The sequence below is a fragment of the Streptomyces phaeoluteigriseus genome (assembly GCF_001896135.2).
Lineage (GTDB): Bacteria > Actinomycetota > Actinomycetes > Streptomycetales > Streptomycetaceae > Streptomyces > Streptomyces phaeoluteigriseus.
In genome coordinates this window covers 91,832-107,014 of the sequence record NZ_MPOH02000015.1, presented here as the reverse complement: position 1 = coordinate 107,014, position 15,183 = coordinate 91,832, and the positions used below count along the sequence as shown (strand labels likewise).

The following is a 15,183-nucleotide window of genomic DNA, read 5'->3' as shown; positions in this document are numbered from 1 at the left end:
GAACCGATCCTGTCCTACCGACCGTTTCCGGGCCAGGGAGAGTTCGTACAACAGAGGCCATTCGAGGTGTGGGTATTGCCACACCATGGGATACGCGCCGTGCGGCTAGTGTCTGTCCACTGCCTACAAATTTCCCGGAGGACGAGCCATGGCGTTCGGCTGGATCGACGAGCAGGCGCAGCTGCGCCGGAGCGCCGGACTCGTACGGACCCTGCGCCCCCGTCCGGCCGACTCGCCGCTCCTGGACCTCGCGAGCAACGACTACCTGGGCCTGGCCCGGCACCCCGAGGTCACCGAGGGCGCGGCGCGGGCCGCGCGGACCTGGGGCGCAGGCGCCACCGGCTCCCGGCTCGTCACCGGCACCACCGAACTCCACGCCGAGCTGGAGCGGGAGCTGGCCGACTTCTGCGGGTTCGAGGCGGCCCTGGTCTTCTCCTCCGGTTACGCCGCCAACCTCGCCGCGGTCACCGCGCTGGCCCCGCACGGCTCCCTGATCGTCTCCGACGCGGGCAACCACGCCTCGCTCATCGACGGCTGCCGGCTGGCCCGCGGGACGACGCAGGTCGTCACGCACGCCGACCCGGACGCCGTGCGCAAGGCGCTGGACACGTGGGACGGGGGCGCGGCCGTGGCGGTCTCCGACACGGTCTTCTCCGTCGACGGGGACGCGGCCCCACTGGCCGCCCTCGCCCGGGCCTGCCGGGAGTACGGCGCCGGGCTGGTCGTCGACGACGCCCACGGCCTCGGCGTCCTCGGCGACGGAGGCCGCGGCGCCCCGCACGCGGCGGGACTGGCGGGCGCCGAGGACGTGGTGGTCACGGTCACGCTGTCCAAGTCGCTGGGCAGCCAGGGCGGCGCCGTGCTCGGCCCCGCGCGCGTGATCGACCACCTGGTCAACGCGGCCCGGACGTTCATCTTCGACACGGGCCTCGCCCCGGCGGCGGCGGGCGCGGCCCTGGCGGCCCTGACGCTGCTGCGCCGCGAGCCGGAACGCGCGGCACGCGCGCGTGCCGTCGCGGGGGAACTGCACGCACGCCTGACGGCCGCAGGTCTGGAAGCGGTGCGTCCGGACGCCGCGGTCGTCTCCGTGCGGGCTCCGTCCCCGGAGGGGGCCGTGCGCTGGGCGGCGGACTGCCGGTCGGCAGGGCTGGCCGTGGGCTGCTTCCGTCCTCCTTCCGTGCCCGACGGCATCTCACGCCTGAGGCTGACCGCCCGCGCGGACCTCGGCGAGGGACAGATCGAAGGCGCTGTACGGGTCATCGGCGCGACACGACCATGAGTCGGCGTGACACGGCCGTGCGCCCGGAGACGGTGGCTGGTCGTCCGGCAGGGGTCAGCGGAACGCGGCCGTGAAGTGCGTCCAGCTCTCGGGGGAGAAGAGCAGGGCGGGTCGGGCCGGGTCCTTGGAGTCGCGTACGGCGAGCAGACCGGCCCACGGTCCGAGGTCCGGGCGGGCCGTCTCGACGCAGTTGTTGGCTCCCGTGCTGTAGCTGCTGCGCAGCCACCGCAGACCCGGCGGGTCAGGGAGACCGGGCGGATCGGTGCTGGAAGGAACGTTCCGAGGCAGTGCGGTCATGGTGCCTCCTTACGCGCCGTCACCTGTCGCGGCGAGGTAATCCAGTGAGTCCCCGGGCGAAAGAGCGTGTGCCCGAAGGGCGTTGAAGGCCTCGGTGTAGGCCTGGAGGTCTTCTTTCCGTTCGAGATAGAGGCTACTCGTCAAGTGGTCGAGAACGACCACATCCAGATCAGAAGTGCTCGAAAATGAGAAGATTACGAAAGGGCCGGTGACGCCGATGTGGGCTCCGGCGCTGAACGGCAGTACCTGGAGCCTGACCTGGGGCAGCCGCGCCGCCTCCACCAGCCGCTCCAACTGCTGGGCCATGACCTCGGGACCGCCCACCTCCCGCCGCAGCACCGCCTCGTCGAGCACCGCGTCCATCTCCAGCGGCGGCCGGGCCCGCAGCACGTCCTGCCTGGCCAGCCGCACCTCCACCAGCGTGTCCAGCCGGTCCTCGTCCAGGCCCTCCACCGCGGCCCGGGTCACCGCTCGGGCGTACGCGGGGGTCTGCAACAGGCCCGGCACGACGGTCGTCTCCAGGGTGCGCATCGCGCTCGCCTGCGACTCCAGGCTGATGAAGTCCCGGTAGGTGGGCGGCAGGACCCCGCGATAGGCGTGCCACCAGTGCTCCCGGCCGTCCCCCTCGACCGAGCCGGCCAACGCCAGCATCAGTTCGCGCAGTTGGGAGTCGTCCACACCGTAGGCATCGAGGAGTAACCGCACATCGGCCGGTTTCGTACTGCTGGTGCCGGTCTCGATCCGGCTCACCTTCGACTGGTGCCAGCCCACGAGCCGGGCCGCCTGGCCACTGGTGAGCCCCGCGCGGGACCGCAACGCCCGGAGTTCGGCGCCCAGTTTCCGGCGGCGCACCGCGGGACCGTGCTGCATGGGATCCTCCCTACTCCTTCCAGGCCGCCCAAATGCGCTCCGGCGTAGCAGAGTTCACCGCATCGAGCGACAGATATATGCACATCTTGGTGGATCGCCACCCGTGACCGGCGTGGTGATGGCACTCTGGCGACGAAGCACCAGTCCGGGACCGTACTCGAACCATCCGCGCCGCGTCGGGCTCCGGTCCCGTGGGAAGGGGACGACGTCGCCATGGCAGACCACCTGGAAGCATCCGTCACTCTGCCGAGCGATCCCGCCTCGGTGTCCACGGCCCGCAACCACGTGCTCGACACCCTCGCGCAGTGGGGCCTCCCGGCCGCCGCCGAGCTGGCCGACACCATCCGGCTGATCGTCTCCGAACTCGCCACCAACGCCGTTCAGCACACCTTCGGGCAGTCACCCACCTTCACGGTGGACCTCGTCCTCGACCGTGACGAGCGGCTGCACATCGGCGTCACCGACAGCCACCCGCGCTTCCCCCAACGACTGCCGGCCGCCGTCCAGCAGGACAACGGCCGAGGCATGGTGATCATCAGATGGCTGACCGCCGAGTGCGGCGGTCGGCTCCGGGTCCGCCCCACGCGCGAGGGCGGCAAGACCGTCTTCATCGAGCTGCCCTGGACCCTCCCCGCGGAGCCGTCCGGTCCCGCCGGGCGCGTGGAGCCGGTGACGGTGGTGGGGCCCCAGGAGCCCTGAGGGGCCCCAGGAGCCCTGAGGGGCCCCAGGAGCGGACCGGACCCACGGAGTGCTCGTAGGGGGCCACGAGTGGATCCCGGGGCGGTGGCGGCGCGTCAGGACGCCGCCACCGCCCCGGGAGGTCACTTGACCCGGCCGTACCAGACGCTCTTGGTCCAGATCTTCTGGAGCCGCACCACGTCCCCGGTCTTCGGGGAGTGCCAGATCTTGCCCTTACCGGCGTAGATCCCGACGTGGTAGACGTTCGACCCCGAGTGGAAGAACACCAGGTCCCCGGCCTTGCGGCTGCCGGCGGAGATGTGGCGCGTCTTGTTGTACTGCTGGGCGGCGGTGCGCGGCAGCTTCTTGCCCGCCTTCTTGAACGAGTACAGCGTCAGCCCGGAGCAGTCGAACCTGGTCGGTCCGGCGGCCCCGTACCGGTACGGGGAGCCCTTCTTGGAGGCCGCGATCTGAAGTGCCTTCGTCGCCGGCGTGGCGGCCGCCGCGTCGGAGGCGACACCTGGAACCACGATCGAGCCGCCCACGGCGGCGATGGCGAACGCCGAGGCCGTACCGGCCCGGGCCATGAGCGACGGGACACGATTGAGCGCAGTCATGCGCAACCCTTCGTCAGCCGCCTGTGAAGGATGACCTGTCGGATTCGGGCTGGCGAAGTTGCCCGGCCGCTGATGCGGCTTCACCCCAAGGGCTGCTCGGCCCGGCGCCTCCCCCTTCGGGGACGATCCGGTCCGGCGACCCGTCTTGCTCGGGTCCTCCACTCCTGCCGATGCACTTCTGTCGACTCGGGCATCCGGGCGGCGGCAGGACTCGGCGTCCGCCCGGACCGCCCCGCCGCTTGTGGCGGGGGCTTGTCGTCAGTCAGGGATCTTGGCTCACCGATGTCCGAAAATCCCAACGGAACCGGGGATTTGTGGGGTTACTCACCACTCACCCGTTCGGGTGGACACCCTGATGTTCGATCAGGTGTCAAGGTGCCACAAGGCCTCCGACCAGCACAGGAACCCTGGATTCCGCCCATTTCCTCCCCGCTCCGCGCAACTTCTGGGGGTCGGAAAAGGCAGCCACCCGTACTCCGAACAGGGGTACGCCATTCGGTCCGTTTGAGTCGTGGTCCGGACGTCGCGCCCGCGGCGCCGACCGCCCGGACCGGACGGACGAGGGTCAACTGTCGGAGAGCGGCGGCACCGTGACGCGCGCCGTGCGGCGCTCCCCGTCGAGCACGCGCAGCGCCCGCGCGAGTGTCGGCGCGTGCAGTTCGCTCTCGCCCCGCTGATGCATCAGCGTCAGCGCGTCCCGCAGTGCGGTCGCCCGGCTCACCAGCGCCTGGGCGGCCCGCAGTCCGCCGTAGGTGTCGCCGTGCCGGGCGGGGTTGATACGGCCGACCAGGTCGACCACCTCCAGGTAACGGTCGATCAGCTCGGCTTCGGCGTGGGTCAGCGCGGGCAGCGGCGGCAGGTCGGGAAGCATCGCCGGCTCACCCCGCGTCCGGTGCGCCGCCGGTGACCCCGCGCCCGCGAGGCACGACGCGGTCCACCGGGCCGTACTCCACGGCCTCCCCTGCGTCGAGGACCAGGTCCCGCGCGATGCCGGCGCTCACCTGCCCGGGATCGCGCCCGGTGCGCCGTACGAGCGTCTCCTCCAGGCGGGACCGGGACCGGGACCGGGACCGGGACCGGGTCAGGGCCGGCTCCTGCGCCCGGCCGGCCAGGTCGCTCGTCAGGCCCTCGACCGGCTCGGGCGGCGCGGCCCCGCGGAGCACCGCCCGGGCGCCCGGCGGAGCGGACCGCCTGCCCGGTGTGTCCGCCGCGAGCGGGACCGCGCCGGGCGCACCGACCGTGACGTACGGGGAGACGTCTTGGCCCGGGACGCGGTGCTCCCGGTGCCTGAGCCGGAGGGCGATCCGCTCCTCCAGGAGCTTCGCGCAGGGGTCCGGGGTGGGGTGTCCCGTGCTCGTGCGTCGGGCGGACCCGGGCGGACCCGGGCGGGCGGACGGTCGGGTCATGGGAGGCCCCTTCTTCAGCGTCTGTGAAAAATGTACAGGACGTACGTGACGTTAGAATGGGGTCATGGCCTACGAGATTCCGGTGACGCAAGCCAGGGCTGAACTCGCCGACCTGATCAACCGGGTGGTGTACGGCGGCGAGCGCGTCGTCGTGACGCGCCACGGCAAGCCCCTCGTGGCCCTCGTCTCCGCCCCCGACCTGGAGCGACTCGACGCGCTGGACGCGCTGGAGGTCTCGGCCGGGGAGCAGGTGGTCGGCTCCGTCCCGGCCGTCCGCGAGGTGGCGTCCGCTTCCCGCGAACGGCAGCGGTTCGGGATCGCGGCGGAACACCGCGGGCCCGATCCCTCCTAGCCGCTCTCCAGGGCGCCGAAAGGCCGCGCCAAAAGGCCGTGCCAAAAGGCCGTGCGCCCCCCGTCCGTCACGGTGGAGGCGCACGGTCGGCCCCTGGCGCGCTGGGGCCGGGAGGGGCGCGGGTCAGCCCACCAGCGCGGGCTGGGGATCCGAGGCCGGTTCGGCTCCCTGCCGCCGCTTCTTGAGGGCGTCGCCCAGCATGACCGCCCCGAGGCCCAGCGCCGCCCACCAGGTCAGGGTCAGGGCCGGTCCGGTCGCCGCCGCGCCGTCGAAGAAGGCCACGGAGCGCAGCAGCGTGCTCCCCGCGCCCGGCGGCAGCCACTGGCCGATCGCCCCGGCCGGCTCGGGCAGCATCTGCGGCGCCGAGGCAGCCCCGGAGAAGGGGTTGCCGAGGAACATCACCAGGAACGCCATCGCCCCGATGCCCGCCGGGCCGAGAAGGGCCGCGCACCCGGCCACGGACGCGCCCACCGCCAGCGTCGACAGGACGAGGGTCGCCGCCTCCGCCCACCAGTCGCCGGTGAGCACGCCGAGCCAACTGTCCGCGAGCGCCGCGGCGACCACGCCCACCAGGGCCGCCGCCCCGACGAGCGCGAGCGCGGCGCGGACCCCGCGGAGCCCGAGCAGGGTCACCGCCGCGCCCGCCGCGATACCGGCGATCGCCAGCGGCAGCACGCTCGCGTTGAGCGCGGCGCCGCGCGGATCCGCGGCCGGTGCGGCGACGACGTCCACGATCCGCACCTGACCCTCGTCGGCGGCGGCCTGCCCAGTCACCGCCTGCTGCAACAACTGGGCGACGACCGGGCTCGCGGCCGAGGCCGTCAGCAGTTCGGGGCCCCGGGCGGTCACGACCACGGCGCCGTATACGGTCCGGTCCTCGACGGCGGCGCGGGCGGCGGCCGCGTCGGCGTAGCGGTGGATCTCGAAGGCGCCCTCCTGCCGCGACAGCCTCTCCTCGATGCCCGCCGTGGCGGCGGGCGGGCCGGCCACGCCGAGCGGCAGGTCGCGGGGCGCGGTGCGCGCGGCGGGCCACGCGAACGCCCACAGGGCCAGCCCGGCGAGGAGCGGGACGAGGACGACGACCGCGATGACGCGCCGGGCGGGGGGACTGGTGGGACCGGGGGCGGAAGCGGCGGACATGGGTTCCTCCGGGGGAGCCGTCGGGAAGAGTCAAAAAGAAGGATCGTTCGTTTTGGTGAGAACACCACCGTGCGCCGCGTCAGCGCCGCTTGTCAAGAAGGAACGTTCGTTTTAAGTTGGGGACCATGGCACGCGTATCCCAGGCCCACCTCGACGCCCGCCGTCGGCAGATCCTCGACGCCGCCGCGCTCTGCTTCGCCCGCAACGGCTTCCACGCCACGTCCATGCAGGACGTGCTCAAGGAGGCCGACCTCTCGGCCGGAGCGGTGTACCGCTACTTCAGCGGCAAGGAGGAACTGATCGCCGCGATCGTCTCCGAAGTGCTCGGCGAGGTCCGCGCGGCATTCGACGAGGCCGCCCGGCAGAGCCCGCCGCCGCCCCCCGACCTTCTGGTGGCCTCGGTCCTCGGCCGCACCCTCGCCACCCGGGAGTCCCTGACCGTCGACGGTGTGCCCGCCTTCCCCCGCCTGGTCGTGCAGGCGTGGTCGGAGATCCCCCGCAACGCGCAACTGGCGGCCGTCCTGCGCGAGGGGTACGACTCGGTGCGCGCGGCCTGGGGGCGCATCGTCGAGGGCTACCAGAAGTCCGGCCGGATGCGCGCGGACATCGCCCCGGACCACGTCGCCCGCACGATGATCGCCGCCGTGACGGGCTTCATCGCCCAGCAGGCCCTCTTCGGCCCGGCCCCCGTCGACATCCTGCGCGACGGCCTGCGCGCCCTGATGAGCGTGCCGGCCGAGCCGCCTGCGGGATCACAGCTTGGTTAACGTCGTCGAAACGCGGTCCAACTAGCCTGCCCCTCCACGCCACCAGGCACTTTGCCGGATGGCCGCGGCAACCGGGCCCCGCACGGTCCGGAGCGAGGATGTGAGGTGGGACGTGCAACTGACCCCGCACGAGCAGGAGAGGCTGCTGATCCACGTGGCGGCCGACGTCGCCGAGAAGCGCCGGGCCCGTGGGCTCAAGCTCAACCACCCCGAGGCCGTCGCCCTCGTCACGGCGCACATCCTCGAGGGCGCGCGGGACGGCCGTACCGTCGCCGAGCTGATGGCCTCCGGCCGCAAGCTGCTCACCCGCGACGACGTCATGGAGGGCATCCCCGAGATGATCCACGACGTCCAGGTCGAGGCGACCTTCCCGGACGGCACCAAGCTCGTCACCGTCCACGACCCGATCGTCTGAGGGGGCCTCCATGATTCCCGGAGAGTTCCTGTTCGCCTCGGACCCGATCGTCTACAACGCGGGCCGTGAGGTCACCCGGCTCACCGTCCTCAACGCCGCCGACCGGCCCGTCCAGGTCGGCTCCCACTACCACTTCGCCGAGGCCAACCCCGGCCTGGAGTTCGACCGCGCCGCCGCGCGTGGCAAGCGGCTGAACGTCGCCGCCGGCACCGCCGTGCGCTTCGAGCCCGGGATCCCCGTCGACGTCGAACTCGTACCGCTCGCCGGCGCCCGGATCGTGCCCGGACTGCGCGGGGAGACCGGAGGTGCCCTCGATGCCTGAGATCTCGCGTGCCGCGTACGCCGACCTGTTCGGCCCGACCACCGGGGACCGCATCCGGCTCGCCGACACCGATCTGCTCGTCGAGATCGAGGAGGACCGTTGCGGCGGACCCGGTCTCGCCGGGGACGAGGCCGTGTTCGGCGGTGGCAAGGTCATCCGCGAGTCGATGGGCCAGGCCCGTGCCACCGCGCGGAGGGCACGCCGGACACCGTGATCACCGGTGCCGTCGTCATCGACCACTGGGGCGTCGTCAAGGCCGACGTCGGCATCCGCGACGGCCGCATCACCGGTATCGGCAAGGCCGGCAACCCGGACACCATGGACGGTGTCCACCCCGACCTGGTGCTCGGGCCGGAGACCGAGGTCATCGCGGGCAACGGACGGATCCTCACGGCCGGCGCGGTCGACGCGCACGTCCACTTCATCTGCCCCCAGATCGCCGACGAGGCGCTGTCCTCGGGCGTGACCACCCTGGTCGGCGGCGGTACCGGGCCGGCCGAGGGCTCGAAGGCGACGACCGTCACGCCGGGCCCCTGGCACCTCGCCCGCATGTTGGAGTCGATGGAGCAGTACCCGCTCAACATCGGCTTCCTCGGCAAGGGCAACACCGTCTCCCACGAGGCGATGCTCTCCCAGATCAGGGGTGGCGCGCTGGGTCTCAAACTGCACGAGGACTGGGGCTCCACCCCGGCCGTCATCGACGCCTCCCTCACGGTCGCCGACCGCACCGGCATCCAGGTCGCCATCCACACGGACACGCTGAACGAGGCCGGGTTCGTGGGCGACACGCTCGCGGCGATCGCCGGGCGCGGCATCCACGCCTACCACACCGAGGGTGCGGGCGGCGGGCATGCGCCGGACATCATGACCGTCGTCTCCCAGCCGCACGTGCTGCCGAGTTCGACGAACCCGACCCGGCCGTACACCGTCAACACCGCCGAGGAACACCTCGACATGCTGATGGTGTGCCACCACCTGAACCCGGCGGTGCCGGAGGACCTCGCCTTCGCCGAGTCCCGGATCCGGCCCTCCACGATCGGCGCGGAGGACATCCTCCACGACCTCGGCGCCATCTCGATCATCTCCTCCGACGCCCAGGCGATGGGCCGGGTCGGCGAGGTGATCCTGCGGACCTGGCAGACGGCGCATGTGATGAAGCGACGCCGGGGCGCACTGCCCGGCGACGGCCACGCCGACAACCACCGGGTACGCCGTTACATCGCCAAGTACACGATCAACCCCGCGCTGGCGCAGGGCCTGGCGCGGGAGATCGGCTCCGTCGAGACCGGCAAGCTGGCCGACCTCGTCCTGTGGGAACCGGCGTTCTTCGGCGTCAAGCCGCACCTCGTCATCAAGGGCGGGCAGATCGCGTACGCGCAGATGGGTGACGCCAACGCGTCCATCCCCACCCCGCAGCCGATCCTGCCGCGTCCCATGTTCGGGGCGATCGGGCGGTCGCCGGCCGCCAACTCCTTCAACTTCGTCGCACCGCTGGCGATCGAGGACGGGCTGCCGGAACGCCTCCAGCTCGGCAAGAAGTTCCTCGCCATCGACTCCACGCGGGGCGTGACCAAGGCCGACATGCGGGAGAACGACGCCCGCCCGCGGGTCGAGGTCGACCCCGACAGCTTCGCCGTGCGCATCGACGGCGAGCTGGTCGAGGCGACACCGGCGGCCGAACTGCCCATGGCCCAGCGCTACTTCCTCTTCTGATGAGCCGCCCGAAGAGTCTTCCGACGAGCTGCCGCACGATCTGCCCGACGAGCTTCTTGACGACCCTGCCGGTGAGTCTCCGATGAGCGGGGCGGCGCTTCTCGTCCTGGCCGACGGCCGCTTCCCCGCCGGTGGGCACGCACACTCCGGCGGGGCGGAGGAGGCCGTCAAGGCGGGGCGGATCACCGACGCGGCGAGCCTGGAGGCCTTCTGCCGGGGCCGGCTGCACACGGCCGGACTCGTGGCGGCGGCGCTGGCCGCTGCCGCGGCGGCCGCGCCGACCCCGTCGAACTCGGACGCCGCCGCCGACGCGCCGGACGCCCTCCCCCGCCGCTGCGGGTGGCCGCCGCGCCGGCTCGGACGGCAGCTGATGCGGGCGGCACGGGCAACCTGGCCGGATGCCGAACTGGACTCTCTCGCACGGGAGTTCCCCAAGGGGGCGCATCAGCCGGTGGTGCTCGGACTGACGGCCCGTGCGGCCGGGCTCGGTGCTGCGGACGCGGCGTACTGCGCGGCGTACGAGAGTGTGAGCGGGTCGGCGTCCGCGGTGGTGCGGCTGCTGAGTCTTGATCCGTTCGAGGCCACCGCTGTGCTGGCGCGGGTCGCTCCGGAGGTGGACCGGGTCGTCGATCGGGCGGTCGTCGCCGGGCTGCGGGTGCCGGGGGAGGGGGCCGGTGTGCTGCCTTCGGCGTCCGCGCCGTTGTTGGAGATCGGGGCGGAGGCGCATGCGGGGTGGGGTGTGCGGTTGTTCGCGTCCTGAGGGTCTCGCCCCCGCCGCCCCCTCCCGTCCCGTACCCGGGGGGGTGCGCCCCCGGGTACGGGACGCCCCGTCGGCCTGAACGGTCTCGTCCCCGAACGCCGGACAGGCTGGAAATGTCCAGCTGGTTACAGAAGGAGCCGTCATGCATCTTGACCATTCCCCTCACGGGCCCTCCGCCGTCAGTGCCGACGCTCGTCGCGCCGACGGGGCTCGTCGGGCACTTCGGGTGGGGCTCGGGGGGCCCGTGGGGTCAGGGAAGACCGCCACCGTCGCCGCGCTCTGCCGGGCCTTGCGCGACGAGTTCTCGTTGGCCGTCGTCACCAACGACATCTACACCCGTGAGGACGCCGAATTCCTGTTGCGGGAGGCCGTGCTGCCGCCCGAGCGGATCACGGCCGTCGAGACGGGGGCCTGCCCGCACACCGCCATCCGGGACGACATCTCCGCCAACCTCGAAGCGGTGGAGGACCTGGAGGACGAGGTCGGGCCGCTGGATCTCGTGCTCGTCGAGTCCGGTGGGGACAACCTGACCGCCACCTTCTCCAAAGGGCTCGTGGACGCGCAGATCTTCGTCATCGACGTCGCCGGCGGGGACGACATCCCCCGCAAGGGCGGGCCCGGCGTCACCACGGCCGACCTCCTCGTCGTCAACAAGACGGACCTCGCGCCGTACGTCGGCTCCGACCTGGCCCGGATGGCCGCCGACGCCAAGGCACAGCGGGCCGAACTGCCCGTCGTGTTCCAGTCGTTGAGAAGTGAGGACGGGGTCCGGGAGGTCGCCGTGTGGGTGCGGGAACAGCTCGCCGCGTGGACGGCGTGACATGAGCGGTGTGCACGCCACCGCGCGGATCCGGGCCCGCGAGGACGGCCGCGGGGGCACCGCCCTGCCCGTGCTGGAGAGCGACGGGCCGCTCGCGCTGCGGCGGACCCGCGGTGACGCCGGCGAGGCCCGCGTCATGCTGGTCGGCGCGATGAGCGGGCCCCTCGGCGGCGACCGCTTCGCCGTCGAGGCCGACGTCGGGAGCGGCGCCCGGCTGCGCGTCGGCTCGGCCGCCGCCACCATCGCCCTGCCCGGCCAGGTCAAGGACGAGGCCCACTACGCCGTGCGGCTCGATGTCGCCGACGGCGGCGAACTGCACTGGCTTCCCGAGCAGTTGATCTCCGCGCGGGGCAGCGACCTGTACGTCACCACCCGTGCCGACCTCGCCCCCGGCGCCCGGCTGGTCCTGCGCGAGGAGCAGGTGCTCGGCCGGGTGGGCGAGGAACCCGGCCGCCTCACCAGCCGGCTCGTCATCCGGGTCGGCGGGCGCGCGGTCCTCGACCAGGAACTCGGCTGCGGGCCGGGGCCCCCGGCGGCTGGGACGGGCCCGCCGTCCTCGCGGGACATCGTGCCGTGGGGCAGATCGTCGTCGTAGGGCCGGAGTTCGCCGCCGAACCCGTCACCGCCCGGATGCTGGGCGAGAGCGCCACGCTCGTGCCGCTGGCCGGGCCCGCGGCCCTGGTCACCGCGGTCGCACCGGACGGTCTGCGACTGCGGCGCGTTCTGGACGAGGCTCTCGAGTCCCTGACCTGACCCATACCTGGCCCACCGTTCATCCGGTGAGCGGGACGTGACTGTCCGGTTATCGGATTGGCAAAGAAGGTCGACGACACCTGTCCTCAGAGACCTCACAGCGGCGAGTATCCCCGTACCGACGTTCTGGAACCGAGAACTGACGAACCGACATACGGGGAGGGTCCACTTGAAGGGCATACGACCGACCAGGCGGACGGCGGCGCTCGGCTCGGCCGGCGCACTCGTCGCCGCGACGCTGGTCGCCGGCGCCGTCATGGCACCGACCGCCAGCGCGACCGGTGACCGGTCGGGCCGGGACCGCGAGATGCGCGGCGCCGCGATCGCCGCGGAGCGGGCCGCGAAGGCCGGCATCGACTGGCAGGACTGTCCGGCCGACTGGGGGCTGGAGAAGCCCATCCAGTGCGGCTATGTGACCGTGCCGCTCGACTACGCCAAGCCCGACGGCAGGCAGATCCGGATCGCCGTCGACCGCATCGGCAACACGGGGACCGAGGAGGAGCGCCAGGGCGCCCTCGTCTACAACCCGGGCGGCCCCGGCGGCTCCGGTCTGCGCTTCCCGCGCCGGGTCACCACCAAGGCCCCCGTCTGGGCCAACATCGCCAAGGCCTACGACTTCGTGGGCTTCGACCCGCGCGGTGTCGGCCACTCGGCGCCCATCTCCTGCGTGGACCCGCAGGAGTTCGTCAAGGCGCCCAAGGCAGACCCGGTCCCGGACAGCGAGGCCGACAAGCGCGCCCAGCGGGGGCTCGCCCGCGAGTACGCCGAGGGCTGCTACGAGCGCAGCGGCGACATGCTGCCGTACATGACCACGCCGAACACCGCGCGCGACCTCGACGTCATCCGCGCCGCCCTCGGCGAGAAGAAGCTGAACTTCCTCGGCGTCTCCTACGGCACCTACCTCGGCGCCGTCTACGGCACCCTGTTCCCGGGGCACGTGCGCCGCATGGTCGTCGACAGCGTGGTGAACCCCTCGCGCGAGAAGATCTGGTACCAGGCCAACCTCGACCAGGACGTCGCCTTCGAGGGCCGTTGGAAGGACTGGCAGGACTGGGTCGCCGCCAACGACGCGACCTTCCACCTCGGCACCACCCGCGCCGCCGTCCAGGCCAAGTGGCTCGACCTGCGCGCCACCGCCAAGAAGAGCCCCCTCGGCGGCGTCGTCGGCCCCGCCGAGCTGGTCTCCTTCTTCCAGAGCGCCCCCTACTACGACTCCTCGTGGGTCCCGGTCGCCACCGTCTTCAGCAAGTACGTCGCCGGGGACACCCAGGCCCTCGTCGACGCCGCCGCCCCCGACCTGTCGGACACGGCGGGCAACGCCAGCGCCGAGAACGGCAACGCCGTCTACACGGCCGTCGAGTGCGCCGACGCCAAGTGGCCCACCAGCTGGACCAAGTGGGACCGCGACAACACGCGTCTGCACAAGGACCACCCGTTCATGACCTGGGCCAACGCCTGGATGAACCTGCCGTGCGCCACCTGGCCGGTCAAGCAGCAGACCCCGGTGAACGTCAAGAGCCACAAGAACCTGCCTCCCGTGCTCATCGTGCAGGCCGAGCGGGACGCCGCCACGCCCTACGGGGGCGCCGTCGAACTCCACGAGCGCTTCAAGGGCTCACGCCTGATCACCGAGAAGGACGCGGGCTCCCACGGCGTCACCGGCCTGGCCAACTCCTGCGTCAACACCCGCGTGGACACCTACCTCCTCACGGGCGGGCTGGACACCGCGGACGTGACCTGCGCCCCGCACGCCACGCCCAAGCCGTGAGCAGCGGCTGACACGACGGTGAGGGGCGGCCGGATCGACCCGGCCGCCCCTCACCCGTACCACTGCGCTGTCGTACCGTCCTGCCCCTCGTCCGTCCGGCGTCAACGCCTCGGCAACCGGGGGAACCTGCGTGCCCTCTCCTTCGCAGCCGCCGCTTCCTCCGCCTTGACCTCGGCCGCGTACCGGTCGACGTACTCCTGCCCCGACAGCGCCAGGATCGCGTACATGATCTCGTCGGTGATCGCGCGCAGGATCGCCTTCTCACCCTCCATGCCGGCGTAGCGGGAGAAGTCGAGGGGCTCGCCGAAGCGGATCGTCACGGGGTGGATCTTCGGGATCTTCTTGCCGGGCGGCTGGGCCTCGAAGGTGCCGATCATCGCGCAGGGCACGACGGGCACCTCGGCCCGCAGGGCCATCACCGCGACACCGACCTTGCCCTTGTAGAGGCGGCCGTCGTGCGAGCGGGTGCCCTCCGGGTAGATGCCGAGCAGCTCGTCCTTGCTCAGGACGCCGAGACCCTCACGGATGGCGGCCTGGCCCGCGTCCTTGCCGGAGCGGTCGACCGGGATCTGCCCCGCGCTGCGGAAGAAGGCCGCCGTCAGCCGGCCCTTGAGGCCGGGGCCCGTGAAGTACTCGGCCTTGGCGAGGAACGTGATGCGCCGCTTGAGGATCGCCGGCATCAGGAAGTGGTCGGAGAACGACAGGTGGTTGCCCGCGATGATCGCGGCTCCGGCCGCCGGCACATGTTCGAGTCCCTCGATGCGGGGCCGGAACACCATGCGCAGCAGCGGTCCCAGCACCACGTATTTCAGGAGGTAGTAGAACAACGGGTGGCTCCTCAATCCGGCGGATCGGCTCAACCGCCGTGTTCCAGCAGGTCAACCGGCGTGTCTGGGACGCAAGTCTAGGCGGGGCCCGGTTCGGCCGGAACCCGCGCGCGGCGACGTCGCGAACCGCGCCGCAGCCCGTCGGTTCTCACAGCCGCACGATGACCAGGGCGGTGTCGTCGGTCGCGCCCCCGGACGGCAGCAGCTCCAGCAGGACGGCGTCCGCGAGGTCCTCAGGGTCCGCCTCCCGGTGCCGGGTGAGGGAGTCGGCGAGGCGGGCGAGGCCGGTGTCGATGTCCTCGCGCCGCCGTTCCACCAGGCCGTCGGTGTACAGGGCCAGCAGCGCGCCCGGGGCGTAGGCGGTGACCGCCTGGCGGCCGGGGCCGGGGGTCGGGGCGG

The 15,183-nt window shown here is 72.4% G+C and carries 16 protein-coding genes, 3 pseudogenes and 1 riboswitch; of the genes and pseudogenes, 11 read left to right on the top strand and 8 right to left on the bottom strand.

The window, feature by feature from the left end:
• Positions 1 to 148 precede the first annotated feature (148 nt).
• Positions 149 to 1,279, top strand: a complete 1,131-nt coding sequence (locus BM536_RS18315; RefSeq protein ID WP_094103214.1) for an 8-amino-7-oxononanoate synthase — start codon at positions 149 to 151, stop codon at positions 1,277 to 1,279.
• Between the two features lie 54 nt (positions 1,280 to 1,333).
• Here BM536_RS18315 and BM536_RS18310 read toward each other — a convergent pair whose 3' ends face one another.
• Both BM536_RS18310 and BM536_RS18305 read right to left on the bottom strand, forming a co-directional pair.
• Positions 1,334 to 1,576 carry a DUF397 domain-containing protein gene (locus tag BM536_RS18310; RefSeq protein ID WP_094103213.1) on the bottom strand — a complete coding sequence of 81 codons (243 nt, stop codon included), beginning with the start codon at positions 1,574 to 1,576 and terminating at the stop codon, positions 1,334 to 1,336.
• Positions 1,577 to 1,585: 9 nt separating this feature from the next.
• Positions 1,586 to 2,446: a helix-turn-helix domain-containing protein gene (locus tag BM536_RS18305; protein WP_073496939.1), complete on the bottom strand. Its 861-nt coding sequence runs from the start codon at positions 2,444 to 2,446 to the stop codon at positions 1,586 to 1,588.
• Between the two features lie 213 nt (positions 2,447 to 2,659).
• On the opposite strand from BM536_RS18305, the gene BM536_RS18300 reads away from it, so the two are divergent.
• Positions 2,660 to 3,145: an ATP-binding protein gene (locus tag BM536_RS18300; protein WP_073496941.1), complete on the top strand. Its 486-nt coding sequence runs from the start codon at positions 2,660 to 2,662 to the stop codon at positions 3,143 to 3,145.
• Between the two features lie 122 nt (positions 3,146 to 3,267).
• On the opposite strand, the gene BM536_RS18295 is transcribed toward BM536_RS18300, so the two are convergent.
• The 3 genes from BM536_RS18295 to BM536_RS18285 form a co-directional block, all read right to left on the bottom strand.
• Positions 3,268 to 3,741: a C40 family peptidase gene (locus BM536_RS18295; protein ID WP_094103212.1), complete on the bottom strand. Its 474-nt coding sequence runs from the start codon at positions 3,739 to 3,741 to the stop codon at positions 3,268 to 3,270.
• A 3-nt stretch (positions 3,742 to 3,744) separates the two neighbouring features.
• Positions 3,745 to 3,889, bottom strand: a riboswitch (cyclic di-AMP (ydaO/yuaA leader).
• Between the two features lie 417 nt (positions 3,890 to 4,306).
• Entirely contained in the window at positions 4,307 to 4,612 is a 306-nt protein-coding gene (locus BM536_RS18290; protein WP_094103211.1) for a hypothetical protein, read from the bottom strand.
• 7 nt (positions 4,613 to 4,619) lie between these two features.
• Positions 4,620 to 5,147, bottom strand: coding sequence for an ATP-dependent Clp protease proteolytic subunit (locus BM536_RS18285; RefSeq protein ID WP_094103210.1), 528 nt, complete (start codon positions 5,145 to 5,147; stop codon positions 4,620 to 4,622).
• 64 nt (positions 5,148 to 5,211) lie between these two features.
• On the opposite strand from BM536_RS18285, the gene BM536_RS18280 reads away from it, so the two are divergent.
• The gene (locus BM536_RS18280; RefSeq protein ID WP_073496947.1) at positions 5,212 to 5,499 is read left to right on the top strand and encodes a type II toxin-antitoxin system Phd/YefM family antitoxin; all 288 of its coding nucleotides are present in this window, start codon (positions 5,212 to 5,214) and stop codon (positions 5,497 to 5,499) included.
• Positions 5,500 to 5,622: 123 nt separating this feature from the next.
• Here the strand turns inward: BM536_RS18280 and BM536_RS18275 are convergent, their stop codons facing one another.
• Positions 5,623 to 6,639 (bottom strand): hypothetical protein, encoded by a 1,017-nt coding sequence (locus tag BM536_RS18275; protein ID WP_094103209.1) that lies wholly within the window; start codon positions 6,637 to 6,639, stop codon positions 5,623 to 5,625.
• 125 nt (positions 6,640 to 6,764) lie between these two features.
• Here BM536_RS18275 and BM536_RS18270 point away from each other — a divergent pair, with 125 nt between their 5' ends.
• From BM536_RS18270 to BM536_RS18235, 8 genes and pseudogenes are all read left to right on the top strand, one after another.
• Positions 6,765 to 7,406: a TetR/AcrR family transcriptional regulator gene (locus BM536_RS18270; RefSeq protein ID WP_094103208.1), complete on the top strand. Its 642-nt coding sequence runs from the start codon at positions 6,765 to 6,767 to the stop codon at positions 7,404 to 7,406.
• A 112-nt stretch (positions 7,407 to 7,518) separates the two neighbouring features.
• Positions 7,519 to 7,821, top strand: a complete 303-nt coding sequence (locus tag BM536_RS18265) for an urease subunit gamma (protein ID WP_073496949.1) — start codon at positions 7,519 to 7,521, stop codon at positions 7,819 to 7,821.
• A 10-nt stretch (positions 7,822 to 7,831) separates the two neighbouring features.
• Complete coding sequence (locus tag BM536_RS18260; protein WP_073496951.1) at positions 7,832 to 8,143, top strand: urease subunit beta; 312 nt, start codon at positions 7,832 to 7,834, stop codon at positions 8,141 to 8,143.
• Positions 8,136 to 9,856: pseudogene (locus tag BM536_RS18255) on the top strand (urease subunit alpha). Before BM536_RS18260 ends, BM536_RS18255 begins: the two are co-directional and overlap by 8 nt.
• A gap of 82 nt (positions 9,857 to 9,938) precedes the next feature.
• Positions 9,939 to 10,616, top strand: a complete 678-nt coding sequence (locus tag BM536_RS18250; RefSeq protein ID WP_094103207.1) for an urease accessory protein UreF — start codon at positions 9,939 to 9,941, stop codon at positions 10,614 to 10,616.
• Between the two features lie 142 nt (positions 10,617 to 10,758).
• Positions 10,759 to 11,436, top strand: coding sequence for an urease accessory protein UreG (gene ureG, locus BM536_RS18245; RefSeq protein WP_073496953.1), 678 nt, complete (start codon positions 10,759 to 10,761; stop codon positions 11,434 to 11,436).
• A gap of 1 nt (position 11,437) precedes the next feature.
• Positions 11,438 to 12,189: pseudogene (locus BM536_RS18240) on the top strand (urease accessory protein UreD).
• A 169-nt stretch (positions 12,190 to 12,358) separates the two neighbouring features.
• The gene (locus tag BM536_RS18235; protein WP_073496955.1) at positions 12,359 to 13,957 is read left to right on the top strand and encodes an alpha/beta hydrolase; all 1,599 of its coding nucleotides are present in this window, start codon (positions 12,359 to 12,361) and stop codon (positions 13,955 to 13,957) included.
• Between the two features lie 101 nt (positions 13,958 to 14,058).
• On the opposite strand, the gene BM536_RS18230 is transcribed toward BM536_RS18235, so the two are convergent.
• Positions 14,059 to 14,784: a lysophospholipid acyltransferase family protein gene (locus BM536_RS18230; protein WP_073496957.1), complete on the bottom strand. Its 726-nt coding sequence runs from the start codon at positions 14,782 to 14,784 to the stop codon at positions 14,059 to 14,061.
• 148 nt (positions 14,785 to 14,932) lie between these two features.
• Positions 14,933 to 15,183 (bottom strand): annotated as a pseudogene (locus BM536_RS18225) (SpoIIE family protein phosphatase); the annotation flags it as partial.

Coding starts and splice junctions, on each gene's coding strand:
- BM536_RS18315 (WP_094103214.1), top strand. CDS start 149: ATGGCGTTCGGCTGGATCGACGAGCAGGCGCAGCTGCGCCGGAGCGCC.
- BM536_RS18310 (WP_094103213.1), bottom strand. CDS start 1,576: ATGACCGCACTGCCTCGGAACGTTCCTTCCAGCACCGATCCGCCCGGT.
- BM536_RS18305 (WP_073496939.1), bottom strand. CDS start 2,446: ATGCAGCACGGTCCCGCGGTGCGCCGCCGGAAACTGGGCGCCGAACTC.
- BM536_RS18300 (WP_073496941.1), top strand. CDS start 2,660: ATGGCAGACCACCTGGAAGCATCCGTCACTCTGCCGAGCGATCCCGCC.
- BM536_RS18295 (WP_094103212.1), bottom strand. CDS start 3,741: ATGACTGCGCTCAATCGTGTCCCGTCGCTCATGGCCCGGGCCGGTACG.
- BM536_RS18290 (WP_094103211.1), bottom strand. CDS start 4,612: ATGCTTCCCGACCTGCCGCCGCTGCCCGCGCTGACCCACGCCGAAGCC.
- BM536_RS18285 (WP_094103210.1), bottom strand. CDS start 5,147: ATGACCCGACCGTCCGCCCGCCCGGGTCCGCCCGGGTCCGCCCGACGC.
- BM536_RS18280 (WP_073496947.1), top strand. CDS start 5,212: ATGGCCTACGAGATTCCGGTGACGCAAGCCAGGGCTGAACTCGCCGAC.
- BM536_RS18275 (WP_094103209.1), bottom strand. CDS start 6,639: ATGTCCGCCGCTTCCGCCCCCGGTCCCACCAGTCCCCCCGCCCGGCGC.
- BM536_RS18270 (WP_094103208.1), top strand. CDS start 6,765: ATGGCACGCGTATCCCAGGCCCACCTCGACGCCCGCCGTCGGCAGATC.
- BM536_RS18260 (WP_073496951.1), top strand. CDS start 7,832: ATGATTCCCGGAGAGTTCCTGTTCGCCTCGGACCCGATCGTCTACAAC.
- BM536_RS18250 (WP_094103207.1), top strand. CDS start 9,939: ATGAGCGGGGCGGCGCTTCTCGTCCTGGCCGACGGCCGCTTCCCCGCC.
- ureG (WP_073496953.1), top strand. CDS start 10,759: ATGCATCTTGACCATTCCCCTCACGGGCCCTCCGCCGTCAGTGCCGAC.